Here is a 26,923-nt window from a genome sequence, read left to right as displayed (position 1 = left end):
GTTTTAGACTTACTTCGCCAATTTTTTCACTATTTTTTTAATAATTAGGTCAGGTTATTTTATAAAAGGATCTAAATAAAAAAATTATTTAGATCCTTTCAGATAACTCAAAGATTACTTCAACCCAAAAGTCTTTCTAATACTTTTATCAACCGGGCCACTCGGCATAAATCGACGTAACTTACTCAACAAAGATGCTTGCCCAGATGGTGTACGGCGCATTTGCCAATCATTGAGTGCTGCTTTAACAATGGTATCAGCAGCGCCATCGGGCTGAGGTGCATGATCAATCTGATTTAATACGGCCTGTGTGGCTAAGTTACGCTCATTGTCATATTCAGGAATTTTTGAACTTACTGTAGGAGCATTTTTATCTAAATTGGTTTTCGTAAAAGAAGGCTGAACAATGGATACACGAATACCAAATTGGCGAAGCTCATGATCTAAAGATTCAGATAATCCCTCAACCGCATGTTTGGATGCTGAATATAGCCCCATATATGGTGAAGGAAGAAAACCCAATACTGAACTAATATTTATGATTCTTCCGTAATGCTGGATTCGCATATAAGGTAATACTGCTTGTGTAGTACGAAGAATACTAAATACATTTGTGTTGAATAAGGCTTCTGCTTCTTTTACAAAGGTCTCTTCTACTGCACCAATTAAACTTGCTCCAGCATTATTAACCAAAATATCAATATGCCCAGCTTGCTCAATAATAAAGTGAATAGCTCGTTGGACAGAGTCTTCATCTGACACATCCATCTCAACAAGCTCTACACCTTCTATGGGTTGAGCTTTGACTTTATTTCTGACTGTACCGAAAACTTTATGGCCGAGTTTAGCAAATTTTTCTGCCGTAACTTGCCCAATACCGGATGAAACACCTGTAATCACAACCACTTTTGAGTTTGACATATGAACTCCGAATAACTTTTTAAATTTAAAAATCTGATCATTAAACCGCTGGTTTAGCCCCAATCTTGAACCAGATCGAATACATGGCTGGCAGGAAAACCAAAGTTAAAATGGTTCCTGCAAGCGTTCCGCCAATGAGTGTGTAAGCAAGCGTTCCCCAAAACACAGAGTGAGTCAGAGGAATGAAAGCTAAAATAGCCGCTAAAGCTGTCAAAATTACAGGTCTGGCACGTTGTACTGTGGCCTCAACCACTGCATTCAATGGATCAAGCCCGGCTTCTTTGTTTTGCTGAATTTGTCCAATTAAAATGAGCGTGTTACGCATCAAGATTCCAGACAATGCAATCAACCCGACTAATGCATTAATACCAAAGGGCTGCTGAAATAAAAGAAGCGTTGGTACCACACCTATTAATCCCAACGGGCTGGTTAAAAACACCATAATCATTGCAGCGATAGATCTCACCTGAAGAATGATAATGAGCAGCGTCATTGCCAACATGATTGGGAAAATAGGAAGCATCGCTTTAGTGGCTTTACCAGACTCTTCAATGGAACCTGCCTCTATAATCTGATAACCCTTTGGCAAATCTTTAATGACTGGTTGAAGCTGTTTGGTAATTGCTGTAGATACGTCTGGAGGTTGCAAACTTTCGGCAATATCTCCACGAACAGTTATTGTAGGAACTCGATCTCGACGGCGTATGACAGGTTCTTCCATATGTACTTCAATTTTGCCAATTTGTGCTAAAGGAATACGCTGTCCATTTGCTCCAGTCAGTGTGAAATCACCAATTTTTGCGGGGTCTAGTCTGATATCACCTGCTGAACGAGCAACAACTTGTACGGTACGAATATCTTCACGTACAGATGTAATCGGAATACCAGTGAGTAAGAACTGTAATTGCTGTGCGACTGAGCTTGATGTAAGACCAACTGCTTGTAGACGGTCTTGTTCCAATGTGAAATGCAGAGCTGGCACTCGAGTTCCCCAATCAGTATTCACTGTTCTCATCATTGGGCTGGCATTCATAACTTGCTGAACCTGAGCTGCAATCACACGTAATTTTTCTGGATCAGGGCCTGAAACTCGGTAAGCCACTGGATATGGCGAATAGGGTCCAAACACAAGTTGGGTTACACGTAGCTGCGCCTCAGTTGCAAGTCCATTTGAAATGGCTTGTCTTAAGCGGTGTTTTAAGGCTTCACGTTCTTCCTGATTGTCGGTTCGTATCACAATCTTGGCAAAGGATGGATCTGGTAACTCAGGCCCCATCGAAAAATAGAAACGAGGTGCACCTTGACCAATATACGATGTCACAATCTTTGCTTCATGTTGCTTAGATAACCAAGCCTCAACTTTGGCTGTCGCAGCACTTGTTTGCGTAATCGATGTTCCATAAGGCATCTGTACTTCAACAAGCACTTCAGGTCGGTCAGAGATTGGGAAAAATTGTTTTTTCACCAATGCCATTCCGCCTACGGCTAAAACAAATAGCCCAATTACACTACCTGCAACAAGCCATTTACGTGCAATTACACGTTCAAGAATTTGACGAAAGCGGTTATATCGCGGTGTGTCATAAATTGCTGCATGGCCACCTTCAACTTTTTTAAAATTAGGTAACATTTTCACACCTAAGTAAGGCGTAAAAACTACAGCCACAATCCATGAAGCAATAAGTGCAATACCCACAATCCAGAACATATTGCTGGTATATTCCCCCGCTGAGGATCGAGCGAATCCGTTTGGCATAAACCCAACAGCGGTGACTAATGTTCCTGAAAGCATCGGCGCTGCCGTATGGCTCCATGCATAGGCCGAGGCTGCAACACGACTAAAGCCTTCTTCCATTTTCACGACCATCATTTCAATCGCAATAATGGCATCATCCACCAAAAGCCCTAAAGCAAGAATAAGAGAACCCAGTGTAATTCGGTCAAAGTTCTTACCCGTTGCCAGCATCACCACAAAAACAATGGCTAATGTGAGTGGTACAGCCATAGCAACTACGACACCAACGCGCCATCCCATGCTAATAAAGCTTACAAACATAACCACAAGCAATGCTGCAAAGAATTTAATCATGAACTCATCTACCGATGAGCTAATATTGACCGCTTGGTCAGTCACTTTGTTTAAACTAATGCCTAGAGGTAAATCTTCGTTGATGGAACTGACTTCTTTCTCTAATGATTTACCAAGATCTAAGCCATTCCAACCTTCGCGCATCACCACTCCTAACAGTAAGGTCGGTTCACCACCATTACGAATCATGAATGTTGCAGGATCTTCAGTGCCACGTTTAACAGTCGCAATATCTGACAATTTCAAAGTGCGACCTTGAGCCGTTATCGGGGTATCACGAATTTTTTGTAGCTTGTCAAAAGCACCATCTAATCTGACAAAAACTTGAGGACCCTTGGTTTCAATGGAACCAGCAGGAGTAAGCACATTCTGATTATTCAGTGCAGCAAATACATCTTGTGGATTTACGCCAAGTGTAGCCAAGCGCTCATGTGAAAATTCAATATAGATACGCTCAGATTGCTCACCAATAATATTGACTTTCTTTACACCCGGTACATGAAGTAGTTGCTGCCTAATTGTTTCTGCATCACGGACTAATAATCTTTGCGCTTCATTTTTTGCCTTCAATGAATATAAAGCAAAAGTTACATCTGCATATTCATCATTAACAAGTGGGCCAATAACCCCAGCAGGCAAGTTACCCATCTCATCATTTACTTTCTTCCTTGCTTGATAAAATTCTTCCTGAACCTGTGATGGTGGCGTACTATCAAGCAAAGTCAGTGTCGTAAAAGCTAAGCCGGGTCTGGTATAGGTTTCTGTTCGATCGTACCAACGCAACTCCTGCATCCGTTTTTCGATTTTTTCAGCAACTTGATCTTGCATCTCTTGAGCAGTTGCCCCTGGCCATGCAGTCACAATGGTCATCACCTTCACTGTAAAAGCTGGATCTTCGGCTCGACCTAATTTAAAAAAAGCAACGATGCCTGCAATTGAAATCAAAAAAATCAGAAATAGCGTAATACCGCGTTCACGCACAGCAAGGGCCGATAAGTTAAATCCTTTCTCACTCATGAGCGGTCCCCTTCATTTCCAACTGAAGGATGACTCGCTTGTGATGCAACACGTACCAATTCACCTTCGCGTAGCAAATGCGCTCCTAAAGCCACAATTCGATCTCCATTTTGAATATTGCCAGTGACATAGGCATATTCATCATCAAGCTGTTTAACCACAACAGGACGCCATGTTACTTTCTGAGTTTTTCCATTAATTACCCAGACTCCAGCTCCCTTGCCCTTATCAAGTAAGGATCCGACTGGCACTTTAAAAAAATGTTGTGAACTCTGATTTTGATTGGCAATACGAACAGTAACCGTTGAACCTAAAGGAGCATTTGCTAAATCGCCGTCTAAAACGAAACGGGCTTCAAAAGTACGAGTGAGTTGATCTGCTGTATTTGATAACTGTCTAAGTTTAGCTGGGACACTTATATTTTCTTTACCAAAGAGTGTAGCCTGACCCATAGCCCCTATTGCAGGACGTAATGTCTCTGGAAGCTGAATGATTGCTTCTCTTTGACCAGAATGAGCTAAGCGAATGACTGTTTGACCCGCACTGACAATCTGACCGGGTTCAACCAGTGTTTCCATAATCGTACCATCACCATCCGCAATTAAATCGGCATAATGACTTGCGTTTATTGCAACCTTTGCTTGGGCTTGGGCAGAATTTAGCTGTGCTCTTGCTGTATCTGCCGCGGCTTTAATTTGATCATAAGCTGAAGCAGAGATAGCTCCACTTCCTCTCAAATCACGATATCGAGCTTCATCTTTCTCTGCTTGTTCTGCACGCGCTCTAGCTGCATCTACAGCTTCCTGCTGGGCTTTGGCAGCAAGTTCTAAATCGACCGGATCAATACGCATCAGTAACTGACCGCGCTTTACTGTCTGGCCTGCTTCAACAAATCGCTTGATGACTTTGCCAGAGACACGGAAACCTAGATCACTTTCTACGCGTGCCCCTATCGTGCCTGTAAATGCTCTTGAATCGGAAGTGATTTCATCTTGTACAGTCGTGATTCGTACTAACGGTGCCGAAGTACGGGGGTCAGATTGCGTATCTTCAGCACAACCGAGCAAGAAAAAAGGAAATATACATATTGTTGTGAACGGAATAAGGCGACGATAAAGCATATTTGAGCCCCCCTTAACAAATTAATCAGGAGACTCATTTTTAATCAAGTGACTAATTTAGTCAATAGTCACAAATCTATTATGGCGATAAACTTCTTAGTACAAGACTAGAAAGCAAGACTGGAGCATCGGTGTTATATGAAATACTATGTTGTAAAAGTAGTGGGTGCAGATAAGGCCTCATCACTAAATAAATAGCCTTAACTGCTTCATCAATTGGCGTTTTTCTTTCAAAATCACCTGATTGGCGCCCCTCTTGAATAATATTCTGGAGTAACTGCTTTGTTCGGTTCTCATAAGCTATGGTAGCATCCCATTTCTCAGAAGCAGCAGAAACGGCAATTTCATAGAGCTTGCGGTCTTGAGAAAATAAACGAAGGCTTGCTTCAACAATTACTTTAAATAACACTCTTAATTTTTCAGCTGGATATTCAGTTTCATTAATAGCTGTACTAACTTCATCTTCAATTTCACGCAAACAATTGGCACATATCATTTCACCAATTGCCTGTTTAGATTCAAAAAATTTATAAATATAAGCTTTAGAGAAACCTATAGATTTTGCAAGATCAGAAACTGTAGTTTTCTCATACCCATATCGGCTGAAATGCTCTGTAGCGGCAGTCAGAATTTGATCTCTTACATCATGATCTTCTGGTCCTCGCTTTGAAACAGGATAACTACTCTTTTCTTTACTCATATTTTCAATTTAAACCTTTATCTGGAAGTGGCAGTTTAACTCTTGCGAAATGATATTGACAACTAGTGACCAAATTGTATTATAGTCACAATCAAACTATTGTTCAAAATCTCGCCTCGGGGGAAATATGTTATCTAGATCTATCGTTCTCCTACCTATCATCGTAAGTACTCTTACTGCGTGTACCGTAGGTCCTAATTATAAACGCCCTCATATATCTCTACCCGAGCAATACCTTGGTGCCCCCTTACAGTCATCAAATGACAATAGCAAAGCTGATATTGCCGTATGGTGGCAAAGTTTTAATGATCCGCAACTGACTCGATATGTCACATTAGCCTTAAAACAAAATCTTGATCTGACCCAAGCATATACTCGAGTGACTCAAGCTCAGGCTGGATTATCGGCAGCGAATGCCTCTTTACAACCAATAGGGACTGTTGGTGCACAAGCAGCTAAAGTTTACCAATCTGTTGAAACACCTTTGGGGCAAGTTTTAAATTCAATGCCAGATTTTGACCGACATGGTCGTTCTTATGAGGCAAACCTAAGTGCCACTTGGGAATTAGATATTTTTGGAGGCCTTCGCAGAGATCGTGAAGCTGCACTTGCAAATTATCAGTCTACAAATGCAGGAGCCTCAGCCGTCCGTTTAATGGTCGCAGCTCAAACTGCAAATATCTATATTAATATTCGTGGCTTACAATCTCGACTAGATATTGCCCATCAACAGTTAAAAACCCAACAGCAACTTCTTTCAACCATTAATCTTTTATACAGCAAAGGATTAGCTTCCGAATTTCAAGTCAAACAAACTAAAGCGAATGTCGCTCAAGTTCAAGCTGTTATTCCTGTTCTTGGGATGAATCTAGACATTGCCATGAATGCCCTCGACGTTATGCTTGGAACCGTACCGGGAACTCACCGAGCAGAACTAGCAGAAGTAAAACCAATTCCCGTTATTCCACAGATTACAGAAACTGGAACACCTCGTGATCTTTTACGTAGACGACCAGATCTCATCATGGCTGAAAGACAACTGGCAGCATCAAATGCACGCATTGGCAGTGCGATTGCAGAATTTTATCCAAAGGTCTCTTTAGGCGGTTTGATAGGTAGTGCAACCACAGCAAGTGGAAACTTATTTTCAAGTGGTGCCAATCAGGCAGCTGGCTTATTAGGCTTACGTTGGCGCTTATTTGATTTTGGTCGAATTAATGCAGAAATTCACTTAGCCAAGGGCCAAGAAGCCGAAAAGCTCGCAGCCTACCAATTAGCCGTCTTACATGCAGCGGAAGATGTAGAAAACTCATTATCAACTTTGTCTAAACGACAAGAACAGTTAATGGCTCTCCAAGATGGAGAAAATGCATTAAAGCATGCACAAAAAATCGCTTTAATTGCCTATCAAAAAGGGATTAACAGCAGAATAGAAGTATTACAAGCAGATTCAAATGCTTTGCAATTTTCAGATAGAAAACTTCAAGCACAAACTGATTCAGCCCTTGCAGCTGTAGCAGTTTATAAATCACTAGGTGGTGGTTGGCAACCTCAGAATTTTTAAAATTTAGTCATCCAGATTGAAAGCACAAAATGAGGAAGAGTAATGCAAAGTAATTCAAATTGTTATAGCAAACCGGAGTAAGTGAGATGACAGATAAAAGTAAATCTTGGGTCCTTGTGACTGGTGCATCAAGCGGTTTTGGTGTCGAGTTCGCTAAGCAGTACGCTGAGCAAGGCAGATCACTAATCCTAGTAGCACGCACCCTAAATAAGCTTGAAAACCTTGCTACTGAGTTACGCCAGAACTTCAATATTGAGGTCATTGTGGAACAAGTGGATCTTTCCTCTATTCCTGCAGTTACTGCGTTACATCAGCGTCTACGCGAAAGAGATATTGTGGTTGACGTTTTGATTAACAACGCAGGCCATGGATTGCAAGGTCCATTCTTGGATGAGGCTCTTGATCATTCATTAGCAATGATCGATCTGGACATCTGTAGCTTGACCGCAATGACACGCCTGTTCGGCGAAGACATGCGCGCCAAAAAAAAAGGAAGCATATTGATGGTCGCCAGTATGCTTTCTTATCAAGGCGTTAAGAATTTTGCCGTGTACTCCGCCGCTAAAGCATATGTACTAAGGTTTTCCGATGCACTCCATAGAGAATTAAAAAAGGATGGCGTCGTCGTTACAGCATTATGCCCAGGCCTATCAGATACGGGATTTGTGGCAGGAGCTAAACAAAAGCTAACGCCAGCCTTAAAAATGGTCATGATGCAGCCCAAGCCTGTGGTTCAAGCGGGAATCCGAGCACTTCAAGCAGGCCGTATGAGTGTGGTACCAGGGTTTGGCAATAAAGCAATTACCATCCTGACTTGGGCAACTCCACGTTGGTTACATCAATCTATCATGGCTGCCGTGATGGGGGTTTAGTCACAACAGGCTAACTATTTATTCCATTTTTTTGCAACCTAATACTCGCTAGCTAACTCATAGCCCTAAACAAGAGTTAGCTAGAGTTTGCACATCTTATTGATTGCTAGTGCTCATACTAAATGATGACCAGAGTTGAAACTTAAATAATGGATGAGCTTCATACCTACAACAGTAATATTTTCGGTTAATCGAATTCTCTAGGAAACATAAACACAAAATGTCTCATAAACATTTTCACCTCAAGGAAAGACGTAAAATGAAATTAAAAACATTAACTACAGCAATTATTTTAGTAACTTTACCACTGACGGGGGCATTTGCTGCATCTCTAGATCGTTCAGGTCAGTCTATCTCTGCATTCTTGCAATCAGGTAATTACTTTGAAGCAGGTATTTCGATATTAGATCCAAACGTTACTGGTAAAGTACGTAATGGATATTCACCAAATGCTACACCACCAAGCGCTATTGGTTTACAAAATACAAATATTAGTGACATGGGTGATGATTATTACTTCCCTAGCGCTGCGCTAAAATTACAAGTAACAGACTACTTCTCTTTTGGCTTAATTTACGACAGACCATTTGGTGCCGATGTTACGTACGCACTTTCCGATACTGCATCGATCGCGGCTGGTGGCTTAGGACTATTTCATAATGGTACAGAGTCACTTGAGGTTGAAGTAAAGACACAAAGTATTTCAATGTTGCTTGGCTACCAACCTACTGAAAATTTTAATTTTTATGCAGGTCCCGTTTACCAAACAATTGAAGGCGATGCTAAATTTCGTGGCTTAGCCTTCGGTGGGAATAACAGCTTTGGCGGATATAATCTCAACATTAAAGAAACTGGCGGCGTCGGTTGGCTGGCTGGCGTTGCATATCAAATTCCAGAAATAGCATTAAAAGCATCTGTTACTTACCGCTCTGAAATTGATCACAAAATGACAATTAATGAAAGCTCCATTGCAACATTAGGGCAAAATATTGGCACTTTTATTAATATGAATAATGGGCTAGAGCAAACAAAAATTACTACACCCCAATCTGTTAATCTAGATTTTCAAACAGGTATCATGGCAAATACAATTGCATTTGCAAATATGCGCTGGGTAAATTGGAAAGATTTTACAATCCGTCCTTATGCGTTCGGTTTAGCTTCAGAAATCGCAGGACCGTCCGTTGGCAAACCAAATGGCTTTGATCTAACTGCCTATAGTGATGACCAATGGTCCGCAAATGTAGGTTTGGGGCGTAAATTAAATGATCAATGGATGGGGAACATTTCAGTAGGTTGGGATTCTGGTGCAGGTAATCCTGTGACAGCACTCGGACCAACAGAAGGTTATTGGAATCTTGGTTTAGGCGCTCAATTCAGCCCAACACCACAAACATTCATTTCTGGCGGGGTAAAATATTTCTGGTTAGGTGATGCTAAATTACAGACTAGCGCCCAATTCGATACAACAAACTATGTTGCAGAGTTTAAAGATAACTACGCTATCGCATATGGTTTAAAAATGGGCTACAAGTTCTAATTATTAATATTGAAAAAAATATTTAAATGGTCTAAACCCCAAAGTTAGTTGGCTTGATTTAATGGCTTGTAAAGACTGAGTTCTGTAACCCACAGGTCTCAGTCTATTAAATTTATCAACATTAAATATATTACAGTAAATGAAATAAGGTGACATAAGCATAATTAAATCCCCGCCTTGTAAATTTTCAAGAAACGAAAGAAATGTAACCAAATTAAATAATAATCACACCCCATTAAGGCGACAAACTTCTTAACACAAGATTAGAGAGTAATATTAGTACATCAGTGTGGATGCTTAAGTCTCTACTGTAAAAGTAATGGATATAAATAAAGTTTGCCCCCTATACAAATTTCTTTGAGTGCTTCATAAAATATTTTTGTACTTTAAAATCAAAAAATTACATAATTTTCGTATTATTTTATGTAATACTTTTTTGCTTTCTTATTTCTCAATAAATTTCTAATTAAAAATCCAGATTTTTATTTTTTATTTAGCCATTTTTTTAAAATGACAGCTTAAATCTACCTATTTATTATTGACAATTTGTGACTATATGGAAAAATAGTCACAACTAACAATTACTCAAACCACTTGGTAAATATGTTGTCTCAAACTCTCGTTGTCTTACCAGTCTTAGCTAAGGCTTTGCAATTTTCAGATAGAAAACTTCAAGCACAAACTGATTCAGCCCTTGCAGCTGTAGCAGTTTATAAATCACTAGGTGGTGGTTGGCAATCTCAAGATTTTTAAAATCGATCCTGTTACAGAGATAGAAATATCCTTGACCAAACACTTCTAGAGCGAACTTAGACTATGCAGGAACAATCAATACACCAGACATTAAAAACACAAGATTTAAATCAAGCGATTTTAAATGGGCCAATTACTCAAACAATGTTGAAACTAGCGTTACCCACGATCACTGTTCTTTTCATACAGACATTGATTGGATTGCTAGAAACTTATTTTGTAAGCTCATTAGGAACCCCTGTAATGGCAGGTGTCGCCGTTGTTTTTCCAATTCTTATGCTTATGCAAATGTTAGCAAATGGTGGATTTGGCGGAGGACTCTCTTCAGCAGTTGCGCGAGCTTCTGGAGCAGGTCGATTAGAAGATATGCAATCCCTCGTCTGGCATGGCGTCATTCTTGCTGGTCTTTTGGGAGGAATTTTTAGTATTGTTATGCTCATCGCTGCCCCTACGATCTACCACTTAATGGGTGTTACGGGCTTAGCTTTAGATGCCGCTTTAAAATATTCCAATATTATTTTTCTAGGTTCACCTCTCATATGGGCTGTAGCACTCCTCTCCGCCTCATTACGTGGTGCGGGTGATACAAAAACCCCAGCTCGTGTAACACTTCTAGGTGGTGTCCTGCTTTTACCAATCTCTCCTCTTTTAATTTTTGGTTGGGGATTCATTCCTTCATTTGGCGTCGCTGGCGCTGGACTAGCGGTCTTAAGTTACTATGTTTTCGCTATCATATATCTCATTAGACATATGCGTGCAGCGCATAGCATCATCAAATTATCTACCAGCTCCCTTAATCTACATTTTTTCAAAGAGATTCTTGGTATTGGTTCACTATCTGCAATTGGTGTCATTCAAGTTAATTTAACTGTAATCATCATCACCACTTTAGTTGGTCAATTTGGATCTGATGCAATTGCTGGGTACGGTATTGCTTCTCGCTTGGACTATATACAGATCCCACTTATGTTTGGTATCGGCTCAGCCATTATGACCATGGTAGGGATTAATTATGGCGCTGGACAATTTCAAAGAGCACAACATATAACATGGGTTGGAGTTTTTATTAGTTTTCTAATCACGGGTTCAATAGGTCTTTTCTTTAGCATTTTTCCCTCTCTATGGCTCGGACTTTTTAGTAGTGATCAAGCAGTCATACAAATTGGAATAACCTACTTACAGCATGTGGCACCTTTTTATGGCGCAATAGGGATTGGGATGGCACTGTACTTTGCAGGTCAAGGCTCGAAGCGACTTTTAGGCCCTCTTATCGCTGGCACCATCAGAATGATTATTGCCGCCTTTATTGGAAGTATTGCTGTATTACATTTTAACGTTAGCCTATCAACTTTCTTTCAGATTCTGGGACTAAGTGCTTTGACATTTGGTCTAGTGTCTTGTTTAGCAAATCTTATAAAAAATCACTAAAGAATATAAAGATTTTGATATGCCCAAAGATGGAAGAGAGTTTAATTTGTTTAGGAAATGTGGGATCGTAACTAACATTTTTAGGATCAAGCATATTATAAATTGTTGCTCGACCTAATCTTGTAATTAGCATGATATCTTTTAGATTCAATATTTGATTCATCTGAAAAGTATGACCAACAAACGCATTCATGATGTCTTCTCCTAATCATCTAATGCGAGCGGAAATTCACTCAAATAATAGAGCTCGCCGTAAGAAAAAACATTCTGCTTTCATCCGATCAATTCACCGATTGAACCGACTGCTGTAATCCTTTCTGAATGTTCTGAACATGAGTTAAATCATTAGGTTGTTGATGCGGCTCAGAATTCGCTTCATCCATATAAAACTCTTCAATAATATCCAAGCCTTCTTCACCTCCTATCTCAAAATTAGCGTTGCCATAACCTTGCCTTGCCACATGATCTAAAGCCTCCTGATAAAAACCTGCTGCTTTGCTTGTTTCATCAATCTGTTTGGGTGAAATAATGGCTTCTTTTAGGTTAGTGCCATCCCGTAGGATTAAGTCCACGTAATAAATCGGGGTACGGTAACTTTGAGTCGTACTTTTTTGCTTACATTTCCCTTTTCAACTTTTAGCTTTGAAATAGTTCATAACAGATTCTTTGCTTTTCCTGATCAGAAAGTTCATGTGCCAACAATCCTTCCACCGTAAAAATCGCAACTTTGACTTTCGCTTCAATTCTTTGCTCTTCAACACCAGATTGTTGCAACTCTTGCCGTAATAAGTTTTCAACAAGTATATGAAAACGTTCATGCCAGATATTAATCTCTGGAGATAAATGTAATCGTGCATGCACCGTATTCACTAGCTGTTTTACCAATCTAAACTGATCAATTACCCACAATAGGCGCTCAACAATATCCTTTGTTTGAAGTTCAATATAAGCAGAAAATCGATCTGTAAGTTCAGTGTTTAGAATGTTAACCAATAATTCATCCTTATCCTTGAAATACCAATAAATTGTGTTTGGTGCAACTCCTGCAATTTTCGCAATCCGACTCATAGAAGTCGCATCATAACCCTCATCTACGAATAAAGTGCGTGCGGCACTGATAATTTCTTGTTGTTTCTCTTCACGGTCTTGTAGACGTTTATTACGAGCCATCAATATCTCCTGTTTCCCTGCATAATAATTTATAGCTCAGAAAACCATTTATCGGTTTTATTTTACACAATCTTGAATACCGTTCAAGAAATGATTAAATTAAATCCAATCTTGAATAACATTCAAGAAAATAGCGAGGGAGCAATATGCAGAAAAATTTTACAGAAGAAGATTTGCTACAACTTTCAGTGACAGAACTACTTGATTTGTTTCGTACACTTAATTCACCAAGTATTAAAGAGATGAATGGTGAATACGCTGCATATCTCTTAGCTCAACCGAATTGGCTAGCAGATAAAATGGGGAAAATCACTTTAAACAACCCTTTTCGTCGATGGCTGAGTAAAGCATTTCGACCTGTAGATATAACTACAGGTCGAGGCTATAACACCTTTCTAAAAGGGCATCGAGTTGTGCAGTGCTACCCAATGATAACCATGATCGCTCCCTCCCGCTTTGATAACCAACCTGCCTACCAACTTGTTTATCGTCAATTTCACTCGACTTGTGGCAGCATCAATATGGTCGATGAGATTAGGAGAGTATCACCCAATCTATATCTCGGCATTGGTACATATGGCTTTACGCATCATCAGCGTCATATCCCTTATCCGTTTTTGTTAAAAGGTCCTCATACACCTTATAGAGGTGATATTGGTCGTAAACGGGAAGGTTTCCAGATCAGTTCAAGAGAAATTCCAAAATTATTTTAAATTTCATATAGGTAAATAAAATGACGATGAAAAATCATACCGCGCTTATTACAGGTGCTTCTGCTGGAATTGGTAAAGCGTTTGCACACCATTTAGCTAAAGAAAAATGTTCTTTATTGCTAGTCGCTCGTCGTGAAGAGCGATTAAAAGAATTAGCTGCGGAATTAGTTAAAAAATACAATATCAATTGCCATATTTTTGCTGCTGATTTGAATGACCCATCCGTACCTGCTGCAATTATGTCTTATGCAGAAAATTTAGGAATCACAATCGATATTCTAATTAATAATGCAGGACTGTCGGGCAAAACTGCATTTGCAGAAACACCATGGCCAAAACTAGCAGCAGAAATCCAATTGATGATCACGAGTGTTACAGAGCTTTGCCATCGAGTCTTACCCCAAATGCAGAAAAATGGTTGGGGACGTATTATTAACCTTTCCTCACTTGCAGCATTTTCACCACCTGGTGCGAGTCTTCTCTACACTGGAATCAAACATTATATCTTAGATATTTCTCAGTCACTGGATATGGAACTGAAACCACAGGGGATTCATGTTACTGCACTGTGCCCAGGTTTCACACATAGTGAATTCCATGATGTCATGGGTACTCGTGATGCAGCGAACAACCTCCCCACAATCCTTTGGCAGCAACCAGAACAAGTCGTCAAAGAAGGCTGGGATGCTGTAATGAACGGTAAGCCTGTGTGCGTACCAGGTTTAGTTAATAAAGTGATTGCGAGTAGTGTTCGTCCTTTACCAATGACACTGCAATATTTTCTTGGCAATCACATGAATCCTTTTAAACAATAAAAGTGAACCAACCCAATTTATTACCCTTTTAACAGCAAGGAATAAGCGAGAAAAGCATGTCAAATCGTATCTATCCAGACATATCAAAAATAGAAAACTCAGTCCAAAAATCCACATTCTTGATGGATGGTATAACATGTGCTGCAACACTCCATACCCCACTGGAAAAAGATAAAAAACAATATCCTGCAATTCTAATGCTGGGTGGATGGGGAAGTATTCAACAAGCTCTAACACTCCCTTACATTAATCAATTTGTTAAAGCAGGATTTGCGGTGATGGAATTTGACTATCCTGGTTGGGGTTTAAGCGGTGGCTGGCCTCGTCAGGATATTAATCCGTGGAAACGAGTTAAAACCGCCAATGCCGCATTGGCACATCTCAAAGGTCAAGCTCAAGTAGATGCACACGCCATTTATTTATGGGGTACTTCATTTGGTGGTGGGCATGTTGTTGACCTTGCATCACAACATCCTGATTTGCAAGGTGCAATTATTCAAGTCCCTATGCTAGATGGGTTAGCAACGGTTCGGGCTGTTCCAATTACCACATTAGCGAAATTTATCAGTTTGGGTTTTGTAGACTTGGTAAAACTAGGATTGCCAATACATATACGCACCCTATCTGAGGCAGGAGAATTTGGCTCTATGGACAGAGATAAAGCCTGGGAAGCCCTACAAACTGCATTAAAAGCTCACGATGGTAAAAAATACGATAATCGTGTAACTGCCCGTTCTTTATTAACAGTGAGTTTTTATCGACCTTGGAAAAAATTAAAAGATATAAAAATTCCTATGCTCATCATTGGTGCAACGCGCGACACGGTAGCTCCATTTGTACCTGAAAAAATAAAAAGTGCTGGTAATCCATTACTTCAGGTAATCGAAATGGATGCTGATCATTTTGATCCATACTTCGAACCCTATTTTCCAAAGACAGTTGGATATCAATTGAAGTTTTTAGAACAGATACACTCTATGCAAACATCCTAAACCTTATGACTAATACTATTAGTTTATTTTAATGTTTTAAAATAGCCCAAATTCGTTTTAGGCTATTTTAAAAATCAGCAATACCTTTTAATTTAAAGCCTGCACCGACTGCTGTAATCCTTTCTGAATGTCCTGAACATGAGTTAAATCATTAGGTTGCTTATGTTGCTCTAAACTCGCTTCATCCGTATAAAACTCTTCAACAATATCCAAGCCTTCTTCACCTCCTACCCCAAAATTAGCGTTGCCATAGCCCTGTCTAGCAACATGATCTAAAGCCTCCTGATAAAATCCTGAAGCCTTGCTCTGTTCCTCAATCTGCTTGGCAGAAGTAATTGCATCTTTCAGGTTTGTGCCATCACGTAAAGTTAAATCCACGTAGTAAATTGGCGTGCGGTAACTCTGCATTGTGCTCTTACCTCTTAAAGTCAATTGCAGTGGCAAGCATGAAAGTAGGTCACCTGAAGCTGCATGGTAATAGCGTAGTCGTGCTGCCAAAGTTCGGATACTGTTAAAGCCTGTGGTTCTAAAGATGAAAGTACCCAACTCATCAGACTCATCCAGATTGACGTAAAGACGTCCATATGGTTTGCACTGACCTCCTTGAGCCAAAGGACATAAATCAGGTGATGGACATGGATGTTGTTCAACTCCGTTTTGTCCAAGCCGCTGACAGGTTTCACCATTACCAGTACAGATTGGCCGACCAGTTTGTCGGTCAAATAAAGTATATTCAGCACGTAAATTCAGTTCAGGATCATTAAAGATCATCCGTACTGGAATGGTTCTAAGTTTCTGGTTTTGTGCCTTAGCTCTTAGCTGCTCATCAAGTGGGTGTTTCACCCAACCATCCTTGTTCTGGATCTGGCTGGTAATCGTAAATTGGTCATCTTTTTCAGGGACACGCTTGCCATTTTTCTCGACGATCTTGCCAATACTGATACGACCTAATACGGGTGGTGTGATTGCTAAACCTTTAATCATGTTGTTTTCCTCTGCGGTAATTTTTAACGATTGCCCCTTTGATATGTGTAAGAAGCAAACATTTTTTAATTGCATAAATTCTGCGCAGAACAGTCCATTTAGTCGTCAGTAAGTACTTCAAGATACTTGCTGGCGACGGGGACTGTTTTGCGCTTTTTTGATGAAATGGGATTTGGGGAAGTGATGTGGAATTTCAGAAGGATTTGCTTAGGCTAATTCGGTTGGATTAATCAGCATCTGTATAAATCTGGAATCTACGTGTGCCTTGCTTGTTTTGCGGGAACTGTTGTAGAAACTCAGGATGCTGTTGCAATAAGGCTTTACCGTCTAAGCTGACCGAATCTTTGGATTTCTTCCACGTAACTGAACCCGCCTTAAATATGGCTCGTTCTGAGTCCTGCATCTTGATTTGGATTTGATGCTTCAACTGATCAAAACTGCTCTGGTGTTGCTCCAGCAAATGACGTTGTTGCAGTAGTTGCTCAAAGCACTGATTGGCTGTGACATCCTCAGATAGATCAGTAGTGCTGAGTGGTATATGGGCTGGATATAAAAGTTGGAGTGCTTTGGCTGCTGATTCAGATGCATCGACATCAGGTGGTACATCCTTCTCTACACATTCCCAGAAGTAACGCTCTGCATCCACAATGTATTTAATCACCGTTTCACTGCGCGTTACCTTAAAGATTCTGGTTTCATGCCCACAGATCAAGGCACAGATATGGGCTGCCTGTTTTCCTGTGACTGCAAGTTGATGTTGTACCTGGCATAAAACATATAAAGGCACGCCATCTCGCCATAGTTTTGCGCCATATTCCCCCACGGTTTTACATTCCAAAATTTGCACTTCTTCATTACCGACTACAGCATAATCCAAGTTCGCCAACATAAACTGTTTGTCTTCATCAGGGTGTTGCAATACTGCATTAACTCGACGGACTTTATGATTGGTGTGCATGCTGTAGTATTCAGCCACCAAAGGTTCTAGCTTTTTTCCCCAGTACAAGGGTGCGTAACCTGCACTTTCATCCTCGATGTTTTGTTGCATCCGCCCTGTCTTGATCATCCACAGTTCCAGCATCGACATATAGGGATTCAGTCCACAGGCCGTTGCTGCATCACTGCTGCCAATACCCTGTTTTCTGACTTCTAACCATTGTTGATAGTTCATCTGTTTGGTGTTGGCAAGTCTTTTTGCTGTAAGGGCTTTGGTCTTTCGTGGTTGCGTATTCGGTCGATCTCGTTTGGTTCGGGTTCCCACCTCAATCTGCTGAATGGATTGATTTAGATTCGGTAAATAGGGTTGTAGTGGTGGGTTATTTAGCGTGTTTTGAATTTGAGTATGACTATTCATTGCAATTATTCCTGTATCGATAAAATCGTAAAAGCTGAATTTTGGGCATAAAAAAGCCGCATGAGGGTGCGGCTAAAGGTGTTGCTGTGCTTGTACGGTGTTACTGTATGCTTAGGCTAATGGAGCTGGCTTAATTGAAACTGAATTTAGGCAATCATTCTCAATGCCTGTTCCAGACCACGCTGTTTAATGGCAGCCCCTGCACCAAACCATGCTGAATCGAGTCGATGATCGGTACTCATCGCTCGACGTTCATGGTCACAGAACTCGGTGATGCTGCACAATAATCCATAAGCGGTATCCTTGGCTGAACTCAGTTCTGCACCACGTCCATGTCCGTTAAACATGGTCATGACTTTCGACATGGCACGTCCATTTGGCTCGGTTTTATTGTCCGCTTTGGTTGGGGTGTTGATGCCTTGGTTTGGCATAGCAGCATTTCGATAGAACTGAATGATGCTTTCATCTTGTTCAGCCATAGTTAGGTTGGTATTGTTAAACACCGCATCAAAGAAGGCTGCTGCTTCCTGCTGAGTTACCTTACGCTGGCTCAGTTGTTTCATTTCATACATGTGTTCATCCCATGCACGGACTGAAATACCCAACTGTTGTTTAACTTTCTCAGCATCGAAACGAGTGCTGTGTGGGACTTTAACCACACCTGCACTGGTATTTTGTCCTTTGAGAGCAATTGCCAAAGTATTGTTACATACCACCCGGATACTGGTGAACTGTGCAGTGGTTGCTAGAGTGCCATCACAAGCCGTCGCTAGTAGAATATAGCCATTACTCACATCCTTACCCTTGAGTGCTGAAGTCTGTCCAGTCTTGGCTAATGCCCAGAATTTCTTGCCACCTTTCAGTACCCCTGCGGTTTCCAGTTCAAAGCCTGATTGCTCCGTCAGGTCTTTGTAGAAGTGTAGGATTTCCATCGGTTGGACTTCTTGAAAGCGTTGGCTGACCACGGATAAAGGTGCATGCGTATCTGAACGGTAAAGCACTCGTTGTTCTTCAAAAGGCATGATGATGCTTTGTCCACGTTCATTCTGTGCCATGTAATTGACATCCGAGGATTCTATCCGCCAGTCCATGCCTGCTTGTTGTGCCCAAACCTCGATGGGTTGGTTTGGTGTGAGTTCATTGCCTAACCCATGCCAAGGGGTTTGTCCAGTGAATGCCATAGTTTCAACTAAATGTGCCATAAGAATAATTCCTGTATCGATTTTGAATGGGTAAAAGGGTTCGATTTAAATTTTGCTAAATACTTAATTGCGTAAATTCGGGCTAAAGCTGCGGTCACAGTTGTTGCAGTAATACTGTTTGCGATAAGTTGGGTGAAGCGGTTGTTGCTGTTCATCTTCAGTGATCAACATCCAGATACCGCCAATCAGTACCCCAACGATTGCACCTGCAATTGGAGGAATATTCAGGCTTTTGGAAACACTCACTCCTAATGTGGCAAGTGCCATCGGTGACATCACACTATTGGAAATGGGGTTATTGGTTGAGGTACTGGGTAAATGTTGGGTTGATTCAAGCAGTACCGTCTCTCGGGACTGGCAATAAGGACATGGCAAACTCATTGTGGTATTTCCTGTAAATGAATAAAAAAACCTGCTGGGGAAGCAGGCAAAATGATTGCAATGTAGCTGAAGCATGTATTGGTGCTATCTCAAATGGAGAAACACTGTTCTCAATTAGATGCTATGTATTTGTATTTTTTTAGAATGCGTTTTTTTTCATCAGTTTTAGGCAATTTTTGAATGATGATTAAACAGATCAATTGACCTGTTTTTTAGCAGCGATTATGATGCAAGGGCTGACCTACATTGTCAGTCGGTTTTGACAGACCGCTCATCTAGCGCATCGGAGTTTATTCATCTGAGTATTCTTTGTATGTGTAAAAACCTTCTCGTCCCCCTTTGCGGTAGAACGGGAGGGGGACGCGTTCGCGCGTGCTGGTTCTAGATGTCCAGTCTGTCAACCCCTTTTCGTTCTGCCACCATAATCAATTGACAGTGATTCGGTAGAACTTCTAATTCATCTAGGAGTCAACCATGACGCAATTTACTGTGCTTTATTATTCCCCTGCACTTTCTCTGCCTCTCAGGCATTTTATTCCAATTCATTTATCACACGCTTTCACTGTGTCCTGATTGACTCAAGGCATCAATTAACTGCTGCATCCATTTTGGTCAGTGGTGTTTTGTGCTGGATAAAAATCATGAAATTCATCGCACAGCTTATTTTGGTTGTCCTTATTGTGCTCAGTAACAGCATCGCTAGAGCCTATGACAGCCAAGCAAAATGTATTTGAAATTACAGGCAATTTCATAATTCATTTTTAAAAACTTAAAAAATATTGGATGGGGAAAATAATAGGATGAAATACATTTCAATTGCGCTGCTCACCAGCCTTGCGTTGGTCGGCTGCTCAAAACCACAACAAGATGATGTAGAGAATAAAGAACTATCTCAAAAGATTGAAAACATGTCATTGAATGATGCTGTCCCTGCACAGGCTGTTTCTTCTCCTTTGATTATCGCTCGCAATAAAATTACACCTCCGCTAACAAAGACTGGAGAAGACTTTCAGGAACTCATCAAAGATGAGGGGTATTTTTCCTTTTATCCACCGTATAAAACCATCTATGGATTGCAGATGTTTGCTGAAAATGACGATGTTGCAGATTATTGTGCAAACTGCGTGTATTTCCAGTCCATTCTCAATGATTTAAGAAATGTGCTGGCTTTAAAAAACAATCAAGTTTTAGTGATCGGACATACTGATCAACAGTTTCCTGCATTCACTTTTGCTTTAGGTGATGACTATTCTTTGCGTGCAGCGCATGATACGGCAATCAATTATATAAGATCGACAATGCAGGTGACTCCACCACAAAAAGATCAATTTGAGAGTACAGAACAATATCAACAACGTATTCAGACACTTCAAAATGAGTTGGATACTAAAAATGCCCATCTAAATTATGACTTGAAGCTTTTAGAACTCAGTTTAAATGCTACGTCTGGTCAAAGTCTGTTTATGCCAAGCAGCTATACACCGAATGATCGACCAAATGGTCCGATTGATAATTTTGTTTATTACGATGCTGATTCGAAACAATTACATTTTGAGAATATGAATTTCGCATCTGATCTTATTGTGAATTTCACAGCCCCATCCACGCCAGAGTTAGCACAAAATATTATTACGGCTGGTGGACAGAAGTATGTCGGTTACATTTTTAACTTCAATAATCATAAATTGGAATTAGAGAGCTTAGTCATTTATCAGGCCAACAACACTCAAGCTGATTCTGCGAATGAACCGATTGCCATCCTTGAACCGAGCACCATGTCCTTTCAACGCAAACATTTCAACGGCATAGAAAATGCTCGATTAAAGCAATTTGATGTGACACTGAAAAAGCCAATTCCTTTTGATTTTAGCTTGGAAAACTACACGCCGATCGAAAAGGTATTTAAAAAGATCGATGAGTAATTCCCACTTTTATAAAAAGTAAAAAATTGATTGACCAAACAATTAAATACACAGAGTTGGGCTTTCACCCAACCCTGTAGATCACAATATTCGATTAAATATAGGCATGTGTAATGAATTTTATTCCATCGATTGTTTTATCCAGTGTGTTGCTACTGACTTTAACTGCGTGTAATTCAGGTAACGATGCACCAAAACCAAAGGATACCCCAACTCAAACAAGTGAGCATAGCACTGCTGATGCGACTGAAACTCCGCCTCAATCTGAAGATGATTTTCCAGCCGTTGATAAATCCTTTCTGGAAGATGAGTCATATAATGCTGAGGAAGGGACTGAACCCACTGTACAAGAACAATTTGAAGTCCGTGTCCGTCGTGAAGAATCACAATACTCCATGACAGGCTATACCGATTTGTTAAACATCATGTCCTTGAACGATGCGCCAACCACCATCACAGGGGTTTTAATCAACCGTGGTAATTGCAGAAGCAAAGGCACTTACGATTACCAAAATATGCGCTATGGCTCAGTGGCAAAAGTCTACTTGGGCTGTTCCGCTGAATATGTCCGTGAAGTGACCATCACCACCAACAGTGGTTTGACCTATACCTATAATTTTTAGAGATTTAATCACAGCGATTTATACAAGCATAAAAAAGGCGTTCTAATCAGAGCGCCTTATATTTGAAAAGTTTACTTAGCAGGGATATTCCCTGTATAGCTTTGCCATAAATAGGAAATATGCTGACTCATATACCGATAAAGTTTGAGGGGGCCATTTAGAAACTCAAGCTGTTTACTCCAGTAGCTACGCATATCACTGTCCGCAAAGTAACAGTGTTTTTCCCAAACCAAATAAGGTGATCCTTGCACAAGCTCATGTCCCTTGTGTAAACAAGCCCCTCTCCATACCCGTAAGATAAAATCAGAATATTTACACTCATCACCAATCACATAAATGATGGCATGGACTGAATAAAATCCATTCAGTGATTTCACAATACGCCATTGCACATCATACAGCTTGCCAGCTAATTCTTCGGATTGATGTAATCTTTCCAGCCATTTACTAGCAAGTTTTGGTAATTTAACTTCGGCATCAAATTGTAAGGGAATAGTAAACATACAAGGTAAATCATAGATCATACAATTGATCTGCTTATGTTTGTCTAGACAACGTTTAAACAATGCCTTTTGGAATTTAATACTTTCATTAATTGGTTCAATAAATTTTGTATATTCCAGTGCAATCCGTCGTTTCAGAAACTTATGTTTAAATTGATCATGAATAAGCTCTGCATTCTCTACAAGGTAATTCATATTACCGTAATGAGAAAAGCCTACTGTATCAAAGATTGCAGCCCAATAAGGATTTAGTTGAAATCCATGTAATACCAAACGGTGATAATGCAGCCAAGGTAGAGAATTTAAAAATATACGATAATTCTTATCCAAACATTTGGGTGATCGTTTATCCATAACCGCTAGTTTCCCATTTTCAATTTGAGCTGCATTTTGAATACTCTGTCCTAAGAACAAATGAGTATTAACATCCAGCATGAATGGGATAATTGGTGTCTGCGGTATATAGTGTGCTTGAGGAGTCGCTGAATAATGAGTCATTTCATGCCTCCTTTTGACCAGTATTTTTAAGAGATTTACCCATTTTTATCGCAACATCCTTAGCAATATTTTTACCAAATACACGTATGAAGTAGGCTTTATCATTTCTAAGGTTTTGCTCATTCTCTTCATCCTGCTTAATCCTTTTATGCACAATGAATTGGTCTCTTTTGGTTATATAACGGATGGCTTTAATCAAATACTCGTATTTTTGTTTATCACTGCGATGTAAGGTGCCAATACCGACATCTTTGTATTTGCCATTGTGAGCATCAATATTGCAATTATAGTAAGTCCCCTCATCACCAATCACTCTTTTCCAGACCTCACCAATCTGTTGTGCTAACTTAATGTCCTGTGAGTGTTTACGACCATCGAGAAAGAAAAAACAGTGGTAGTGATAGCCCGTTTTTTCGGCAAATTCCAATTTCCATAGATAGCCCAATATACGTAAATTTGAAGTACGCTTTAAATAACGAAGGCATGTGATTAAATCTGCTTTGACTTGGGCAAGTTCAGGGTTTTGTGTTTTTCCATAACGAAAATCGACACGAGCAATGACAATTCTCGAATGTTTAGCCAGTATCGTATCTACACATTCTGTAGCGACCTTTTGCTGATATTGGGAACGTTCCCTTCGTTTTTTCTGTTGGTATTTGAATTCCTTTTCTTGAGTTAGCAAATACAAACGTTCAATGAATAGATTAATTAATTCTGCATAACAAATTGAAGTTATTGTTCCATCAGTATTTCTTAGCTGAATAATATCATTGGGGTAATGTAGATAAAAATCAGCATGAAAATAACCCTTTAGAATTTCGTTATACGCTTGCATAACAATCTTATGATGCTCACAATCATAATGCTCTAGAGGATCAAACCCTTGGATGAGTATTTGCTTTAATAATTCAATGAATTTTTTATCAATAGGCTCATACCATCCATGATACAGAGTGCCTTTGATCTTACGATAAGCCTGCACATAGTTGTGTTTTAAGATTTGTTTTACTAATTCAATTTCTGAGAATATTTTCTCAGCTTCAGGATTTGATCGAATTTCATATTGGTTATATTCAGTGTTGAAATCTAATAAGTAATCCAATGCCAATGAGCTTGAATGCTGATCGTCTGCTGCATTGAAGCATTCTTCATACATTGAATTGAGTAAAGACTGTTGCTCTTCCAATGGTGCTGTAATCTGAATGGGCTGATTAGATGAATCAGTATCAGTTATTTCAGTCTGCTGATTTAGAAAGTGTTCAGGTACTTGTGTTAAGTATTCATGTGCTAAAGCAGGTGTTTGATTATTACTCATAAGATAGGATGATTGATTCATAATAATGAACTTCTCTGTACGTAATTACACCTAACAATTTGTTAATTAAGTCAATTTATATAATAATTAATATTATTAGATATACTGATCATATAAGTAACACAAATGGTCAGGCGTAAAAATCACTGTAATCCCATGACCTCGAAATCAAGGAATTACAGTGTTATAAGGGTTAATAGGGTATGTGAGAGTTGTAAAGATATCTTGCTAATCTGGTTAGCTTTTTTTTGAATTGATCCAATCAATTATGTCCTGCTCTAACCAACCAACGGCTGATAGTCCCAATCTAATCGGACGAGGAAAAGACGAATCATATCTCTTGGATTTCGGGTTCATTTTGTCATACAGACTTGATTTACTTAAACAGACTAATTCTGTTACTCCTTTCATTCTAAGAATCTGATTTTTTTTGGTTTCTGAGGTTTGCATTGTTTACTCCGATTTAAACCTGATGTGGATGTCTTCGGATATAAATATGCTCTAGAATCCTCAGAAACATCAGCAAAACAAGATTCACAATTGTTAAGTAGCGTATTTAAATGAGTAATCCCGTCTTCGATCATGAAATTTACAGAATAGCTCACCCTGTAATGCAAAAATTAGTAAAGCAAGCTGTAAAAGCAAGAGAGTTTCAAGCAACTTTCCCAAATCTGTATAACGAGTTAATACGTATTAGGGATGTAATATTGAGGCAACTGGTCAACCTGCTAACTGAAAAATATAAAGAAAGAAAGTCACTACCTATTGAGCAAATCAAGATTGAAGTAGAGATAATTGTCTTTGGCAGACAGTTACTCAACCATGTAATGGGATATTGTCAAACAAGGCAATTAGTGGATGAAGATATATTTTTGTTAAACCATTTACTTCAACCAGATGAACTAACATCAATATTTGAAGAACTTTATTGCATATTTTGGGAAAACATCAAAAGTTATGAAGAATGGACACAATTCCCCAATTTTTCGACAAACCTCAAACGTATTTTGAACGAAAAGTATTTCTTACCTGACTTGTTACCATTCTGGGATATTAAATCTCTATTTTTGGATTATCTTAAAATTTATATTGAATATCATAATTTTAAGAATAGCAAAGATATAAAAGGCACAAATATAACTCAAGTCCCTTCATATCACGAAGTTAGGAATGCAATTAAAGGATTGAAAATTTATGGTACACCACTACAGAAGTCCACAAAATCATTTATTGGATGCTCTCCGTTAGATGCCAATTTGCCACCTTCAAAGTTCATAAATCTTCATCTAAATCTAGAAGAGGATGTTAGCAATCTGCCTGTGCTTTTAAGTAAATTTATACATGAATTTATGGCTACAAGATTAGATAATCAGAGAAATGGGACAGATGCCCAGCCTATTATTGACAATAAGGTTTCTGAAAAAATTCATAGCTTGAGCATCATTTTAGATGATTGTGCAAATTCACTTGAAGTACTCAAAAGAGCTGATGCAATTCTTACTGCGCTAATCAGCCTGATTTACTACGATAAAATTTTTGAAACAAAGATCAACAAGGGTAACATCCAGCAGTTTGAATCAGCGAATTATTCTAAATTTATGCTAAGTGAAATTCACGGCTCTGCAAACCAAACTATAATTGAGAATGCTATCAATCAAGATCGTCGCAACTCAATCAATCATACAGGCATGGATTATTTTTCCGATTTGTTCCAAACGCTTTATGAATTACTTGAAAATGATAAAGATATAAAAACCATAAAGCCTAAAAAAGCAACAATATTTATCACTTGTGGTATGAGGGACATACTTTATGAACATACATTTAGTAAAGCAAGTCTAAGTAAAGGTCTAAATGATATGGTGAAAAATTTATCACCAGAAAATTTATATGAGATCATCAATCTGTAAGGATGCAGACAACTTAACAGTCCGTATGATATACCAGTATCATCAAATTTATGGGTTTAACATCACTTACAAGCATCTAAAGAATATGGGTAGATTTATTTTTTTACAGTCTGCCCATAATTATGAATCGATAAAATCTCATAAACAGAATGTATAAGATCAAGAAAACTCATCCAAGATGAAAGTAAAGATAAGCAACAGTAAAAAACCAAATACAACAGACCATTCAAGCATAAGACCAAAGTGGATATTTGCAAAATTCCCCACCTTAAAATCAGTTTGGAATTCTACTAGAAATTTTCTTTCAACTAATATGATGTCCAAATAAGTAAAAAGATGTCTCTTTAGATATCACCTAATCCAATGTTTGATGAGGGGTAGGTTGAGGGGTAAAATCATAGATAAAAAACAAGCCCTTGTAAAAACAAGGGCTTATTTAAATATTTGGCGGAAGCGGTGAGATTCGAACTCACGGAGGACTCACACCCTCGTCGGTTTTCAAGACCGGTGCATTAAACCGCTCTGCCACGCTTCCA

General features: G+C 39.4%; 24 protein-coding genes, 1 tRNA gene and 1 pseudogene. 11 read left to right on the top strand and 15 right to left on the bottom strand.

Features of this window, described 5'->3' with window-relative positions; translation table 11 throughout:
- Nucleotides 1-114: 114 nt before the first annotated feature.
- The 4 genes from AWW72_RS16520 to AWW72_RS16505 form a co-directional block, all read right to left on the bottom strand.
- Nucleotides 115-921, bottom strand: coding sequence for an oxidoreductase (locus AWW72_RS16520; RefSeq protein WP_062848053.1), 807 nt, complete (start codon nt 919-921; stop codon nt 115-117).
- 40 nt (nt 922-961) lie between these two features.
- Nucleotides 962-4,027, bottom strand: coding sequence for an efflux RND transporter permease subunit (locus AWW72_RS16515; protein ID WP_062848052.1), 3,066 nt, complete (start codon nt 4,025-4,027; stop codon nt 962-964).
- Complete coding sequence (locus AWW72_RS16510) at nt 4,024-5,148, bottom strand: efflux RND transporter periplasmic adaptor subunit (RefSeq protein ID WP_062848051.1); 1,125 nt, start codon at nt 5,146-5,148, stop codon at nt 4,024-4,026. Before AWW72_RS16510 ends, AWW72_RS16515 begins: the two co-directional genes overlap by 4 nt.
- Nucleotides 5,149-5,227: 79 nt before the next feature.
- Nucleotides 5,228-5,848 (bottom strand): TetR/AcrR family transcriptional regulator, encoded by a 621-nt coding sequence (locus tag AWW72_RS16505; RefSeq protein WP_062848050.1) that lies wholly within the window; start codon nt 5,846-5,848, stop codon nt 5,228-5,230.
- A gap of 127 nt (nt 5,849-5,975) precedes the next feature.
- On the opposite strand from AWW72_RS16505, the gene AWW72_RS16500 reads away from it, so the two are divergent.
- The 5 genes from AWW72_RS16500 (at nt 5,976) to AWW72_RS16485 (ending at nt 12,005) form a co-directional block, all read left to right on the top strand.
- Nucleotides 5,976-7,412 carry an efflux transporter outer membrane subunit gene (locus AWW72_RS16500; protein WP_062848049.1) on the top strand — a complete coding sequence of 479 codons (1,437 nt, stop codon included), beginning with the start codon at nt 5,976-5,978 and terminating at the stop codon, nt 7,410-7,412.
- A gap of 86 nt (nt 7,413-7,498) precedes the next feature.
- On the top strand, nt 7,499-8,284 hold the full coding sequence (locus AWW72_RS16495) for an SDR family NAD(P)-dependent oxidoreductase (protein WP_062848048.1): 786 nt from the start codon (nt 7,499-7,501) through the stop codon (nt 8,282-8,284).
- A 259-nt stretch (nt 8,285-8,543) separates the two neighbouring features.
- Nucleotides 8,544-9,824 carry an OmpP1/FadL family transporter gene (locus AWW72_RS16490; RefSeq protein ID WP_062848047.1) on the top strand — a complete coding sequence of 427 codons (1,281 nt, stop codon included), beginning with the start codon at nt 8,544-8,546 and terminating at the stop codon, nt 9,822-9,824.
- Between the two features lie 603 nt (nt 9,825-10,427).
- On the top strand, nt 10,428-10,577 hold the full coding sequence (locus AWW72_RS19365) for a hypothetical protein (RefSeq protein ID WP_212815506.1): 150 nt from the start codon (nt 10,428-10,430) through the stop codon (nt 10,575-10,577).
- Between the two features lie 63 nt (nt 10,578-10,640).
- The gene (locus AWW72_RS16485; protein WP_062848046.1) at nt 10,641-12,005 is read left to right on the top strand and encodes an MATE family efflux transporter; all 1,365 of its coding nucleotides are present in this window, start codon (nt 10,641-10,643) and stop codon (nt 12,003-12,005) included.
- Here AWW72_RS16485 and AWW72_RS16480 read toward each other — a convergent pair.
- The 3 genes and pseudogenes from AWW72_RS16480 to AWW72_RS16470 all read right to left on the bottom strand — a co-directional run bounded on the left by AWW72_RS16480 (nt 11,989) and on the right by AWW72_RS16470 (nt 13,175).
- Nucleotides 11,989-12,198 carry a helix-turn-helix transcriptional regulator gene (locus AWW72_RS16480; RefSeq protein WP_062848045.1) on the bottom strand — a complete coding sequence of 70 codons (210 nt, stop codon included), beginning with the start codon at nt 12,196-12,198 and terminating at the stop codon, nt 11,989-11,991. The two genes, AWW72_RS16485 and AWW72_RS16480, sit on opposite strands and share 17 nt — an antisense overlap.
- An 88-nt stretch (nt 12,199-12,286) precedes the next feature.
- Nucleotides 12,287-12,616 (bottom strand): annotated as a pseudogene (locus AWW72_RS16475) (hypothetical protein); the annotation flags it as partial.
- Nucleotides 12,617-12,641: 25 nt separating this feature from the next.
- Entirely contained in the window at nt 12,642-13,175 is a 534-nt protein-coding gene (locus AWW72_RS16470; protein ID WP_062848043.1) for a TetR/AcrR family transcriptional regulator, read from the bottom strand.
- Between the two features lie 146 nt (nt 13,176-13,321).
- Here AWW72_RS16470 and AWW72_RS16465 point away from each other — a divergent pair, with 146 nt between their 5' ends.
- From AWW72_RS16465 to AWW72_RS16455, 3 genes are read left to right on the top strand one after another with little or no spacing between them, the layout of a single operon-like run.
- Complete coding sequence (locus tag AWW72_RS16465) at nt 13,322-13,888, top strand: hypothetical protein (RefSeq protein ID WP_062848042.1); 567 nt, start codon at nt 13,322-13,324, stop codon at nt 13,886-13,888.
- A gap of 20 nt (nt 13,889-13,908) precedes the next feature.
- Complete coding sequence (locus AWW72_RS16460) at nt 13,909-14,703, top strand: SDR family NAD(P)-dependent oxidoreductase (RefSeq protein ID WP_062848041.1); 795 nt, start codon at nt 13,909-13,911, stop codon at nt 14,701-14,703.
- Between the two features lie 56 nt (nt 14,704-14,759).
- Nucleotides 14,760-15,695, top strand: a complete 936-nt coding sequence (locus AWW72_RS16455) for an alpha/beta hydrolase (protein ID WP_062848040.1) — start codon at nt 14,760-14,762, stop codon at nt 15,693-15,695.
- A gap of 87 nt (nt 15,696-15,782) precedes the next feature.
- Here AWW72_RS16455 and AWW72_RS16450 read toward each other — a convergent pair whose 3' ends face one another.
- The 4 genes from AWW72_RS16450 to AWW72_RS16435 form a co-directional block, all read right to left on the bottom strand.
- Nucleotides 15,783-16,679 (bottom strand): recombination directionality factor, encoded by an 897-nt coding sequence (locus AWW72_RS16450; protein ID WP_062848039.1) that lies wholly within the window; start codon nt 16,677-16,679, stop codon nt 15,783-15,785.
- 226 nt (nt 16,680-16,905) lie between these two features.
- Complete coding sequence (locus tag AWW72_RS16445; protein WP_062848038.1) at nt 16,906-18,033, bottom strand: YqaJ viral recombinase family nuclease; 1,128 nt, start codon at nt 18,031-18,033, stop codon at nt 16,906-16,908.
- Nucleotides 18,034-18,179: 146 nt separating this feature from the next.
- A complete protein-coding gene (locus AWW72_RS16440) occupies nt 18,180-19,235 on the bottom strand; it encodes a DUF932 domain-containing protein (protein WP_004801549.1) in 1,056 nt (351 codons plus the stop codon).
- Between the two features lie 63 nt (nt 19,236-19,298).
- The gene (locus AWW72_RS16435; protein WP_004801552.1) at nt 19,299-19,616 is read right to left on the bottom strand and encodes a hypothetical protein; all 318 of its coding nucleotides are present in this window, start codon (nt 19,614-19,616) and stop codon (nt 19,299-19,301) included.
- A gap of 800 nt (nt 19,617-20,416) precedes the next feature.
- Between AWW72_RS16435 and AWW72_RS16430 the strand changes: the two genes are divergently transcribed.
- Together AWW72_RS16430 and AWW72_RS16425 are read left to right on the top strand one after the other, a co-directional pair.
- On the top strand, nt 20,417-21,538 hold the full coding sequence (locus AWW72_RS16430) for a putative periplasmic lipoprotein (RefSeq protein WP_005003187.1): 1,122 nt from the start codon (nt 20,417-20,419) through the stop codon (nt 21,536-21,538).
- 113 nt (nt 21,539-21,651) lie between these two features.
- On the top strand, nt 21,652-22,161 hold the full coding sequence (locus AWW72_RS16425) for a hypothetical protein (protein WP_004699703.1): 510 nt from the start codon (nt 21,652-21,654) through the stop codon (nt 22,159-22,161).
- 71 nt (nt 22,162-22,232) lie between these two features.
- Here AWW72_RS16425 and AWW72_RS16420 read toward each other — a convergent pair whose 3' ends face one another.
- The 3 genes from AWW72_RS16420 to AWW72_RS16410 form a co-directional block, all read right to left on the bottom strand.
- Nucleotides 22,233-23,162: a hypothetical protein gene (locus AWW72_RS16420; RefSeq protein WP_004699700.1), complete on the bottom strand. Its 930-nt coding sequence runs from the start codon at nt 23,160-23,162 to the stop codon at nt 22,233-22,235.
- A gap of 1 nt (nt 23,163) precedes the next feature.
- Nucleotides 23,164-24,498, bottom strand: a complete 1,335-nt coding sequence (locus AWW72_RS16415) for a YagK/YfjJ domain-containing protein (protein WP_004699698.1) — start codon at nt 24,496-24,498, stop codon at nt 23,164-23,166.
- A gap of 216 nt (nt 24,499-24,714) precedes the next feature.
- Nucleotides 24,715-24,888 carry a helix-turn-helix transcriptional regulator gene (locus AWW72_RS16410; protein WP_228127864.1) on the bottom strand — a complete coding sequence of 58 codons (174 nt, stop codon included), beginning with the start codon at nt 24,886-24,888 and terminating at the stop codon, nt 24,715-24,717.
- A gap of 149 nt (nt 24,889-25,037) precedes the next feature.
- Between AWW72_RS16410 and AWW72_RS16405 the strand changes: the two genes are divergently transcribed.
- Complete coding sequence (locus AWW72_RS16405; protein ID WP_004801557.1) at nt 25,038-26,387, top strand: hypothetical protein; 1,350 nt, start codon at nt 25,038-25,040, stop codon at nt 26,385-26,387.
- Nucleotides 26,388-26,832: 445 nt separating this feature from the next.
- On the opposite strand, the gene AWW72_RS16400 is transcribed toward AWW72_RS16405, so the two are convergent.
- A tRNA-Ser gene (locus tag AWW72_RS16400) sits at nt 26,833-26,922 on the bottom strand.
- Nucleotide 26,923: the final 1 nt, after the last annotated feature.

Source organism: Acinetobacter sp. NRRL B-65365, from assembly GCF_001605865.1.
In the GTDB taxonomy this organism is placed as follows: Bacteria; Pseudomonadota; Gammaproteobacteria; order Pseudomonadales; family Moraxellaceae; genus Acinetobacter; species Acinetobacter vivianii.
The sequence above is the reverse complement of the archived record's forward strand: the minus strand, read 5'-3'. Positions and strand labels throughout refer to the sequence as shown.

Excerpts from the sequence above, each read along its gene's own strand:
- AWW72_RS16520 (WP_062848053.1), bottom strand. The coding sequence starts at position 921 with ATGTCAAACTCAAAAGTGGTTGTGATTACAGGTGTTTCATCCGGTATT.
- AWW72_RS16515 (WP_062848052.1), bottom strand. The coding sequence starts at position 4,027 with ATGAGTGAGAAAGGATTTAACTTATCGGCCCTTGCTGTGCGTGAACGC.
- AWW72_RS16510 (WP_062848051.1), bottom strand. The coding sequence starts at position 5,148 with ATGCTTTATCGTCGCCTTATTCCGTTCACAACAATATGTATATTTCCT.
- AWW72_RS16505 (WP_062848050.1), bottom strand. The coding sequence starts at position 5,848 with ATGAGTAAAGAAAAGAGTAGTTATCCTGTTTCAAAGCGAGGACCAGAA.
- AWW72_RS16500 (WP_062848049.1), top strand. The coding sequence starts at position 5,976 with ATGTTATCTAGATCTATCGTTCTCCTACCTATCATCGTAAGTACTCTT.
- AWW72_RS16495 (WP_062848048.1), top strand. The coding sequence starts at position 7,499 with ATGACAGATAAAAGTAAATCTTGGGTCCTTGTGACTGGTGCATCAAGC.
- AWW72_RS16490 (WP_062848047.1), top strand. The coding sequence starts at position 8,544 with ATGAAATTAAAAACATTAACTACAGCAATTATTTTAGTAACTTTACCA.
- AWW72_RS19365 (WP_212815506.1), top strand. The coding sequence starts at position 10,428 with ATGTTGTCTCAAACTCTCGTTGTCTTACCAGTCTTAGCTAAGGCTTTG.
- AWW72_RS16485 (WP_062848046.1), top strand. The coding sequence starts at position 10,641 with ATGCAGGAACAATCAATACACCAGACATTAAAAACACAAGATTTAAAT.
- AWW72_RS16480 (WP_062848045.1), bottom strand. The coding sequence starts at position 12,198 with ATGAATGCGTTTGTTGGTCATACTTTTCAGATGAATCAAATATTGAAT.
- AWW72_RS16470 (WP_062848043.1), bottom strand. The coding sequence starts at position 13,175 with ATGGCTCGTAATAAACGTCTACAAGACCGTGAAGAGAAACAACAAGAA.
- AWW72_RS16465 (WP_062848042.1), top strand. The coding sequence starts at position 13,322 with ATGCAGAAAAATTTTACAGAAGAAGATTTGCTACAACTTTCAGTGACA.
- AWW72_RS16460 (WP_062848041.1), top strand. The coding sequence starts at position 13,909 with ATGACGATGAAAAATCATACCGCGCTTATTACAGGTGCTTCTGCTGGA.
- AWW72_RS16455 (WP_062848040.1), top strand. The coding sequence starts at position 14,760 with ATGTCAAATCGTATCTATCCAGACATATCAAAAATAGAAAACTCAGTC.
- AWW72_RS16450 (WP_062848039.1), bottom strand. The coding sequence starts at position 16,679 with ATGATTAAAGGTTTAGCAATCACACCACCCGTATTAGGTCGTATCAGT.
- AWW72_RS16445 (WP_062848038.1), bottom strand. The coding sequence starts at position 18,033 with ATGAATAGTCATACTCAAATTCAAAACACGCTAAATAACCCACCACTA.
- AWW72_RS16440 (WP_004801549.1), bottom strand. The coding sequence starts at position 19,235 with ATGGCACATTTAGTTGAAACTATGGCATTCACTGGACAAACCCCTTGG.
- AWW72_RS16435 (WP_004801552.1), bottom strand. The coding sequence starts at position 19,616 with ATGAGTTTGCCATGTCCTTATTGCCAGTCCCGAGAGACGGTACTGCTT.
- AWW72_RS16430 (WP_005003187.1), top strand. The coding sequence starts at position 20,417 with ATGAAATACATTTCAATTGCGCTGCTCACCAGCCTTGCGTTGGTCGGC.
- AWW72_RS16425 (WP_004699703.1), top strand. The coding sequence starts at position 21,652 with ATGAATTTTATTCCATCGATTGTTTTATCCAGTGTGTTGCTACTGACT.
- AWW72_RS16420 (WP_004699700.1), bottom strand. The coding sequence starts at position 23,162 with ATGACTCATTATTCAGCGACTCCTCAAGCACACTATATACCGCAGACA.
- AWW72_RS16415 (WP_004699698.1), bottom strand. The coding sequence starts at position 24,498 with ATGAATCAATCATCCTATCTTATGAGTAATAATCAAACACCTGCTTTA.
- AWW72_RS16410 (WP_228127864.1), bottom strand. The coding sequence starts at position 24,888 with ATGAAAGGAGTAACAGAATTAGTCTGTTTAAGTAAATCAAGTCTGTAT.
- AWW72_RS16405 (WP_004801557.1), top strand. The coding sequence starts at position 25,038 with ATGAGTAATCCCGTCTTCGATCATGAAATTTACAGAATAGCTCACCCT.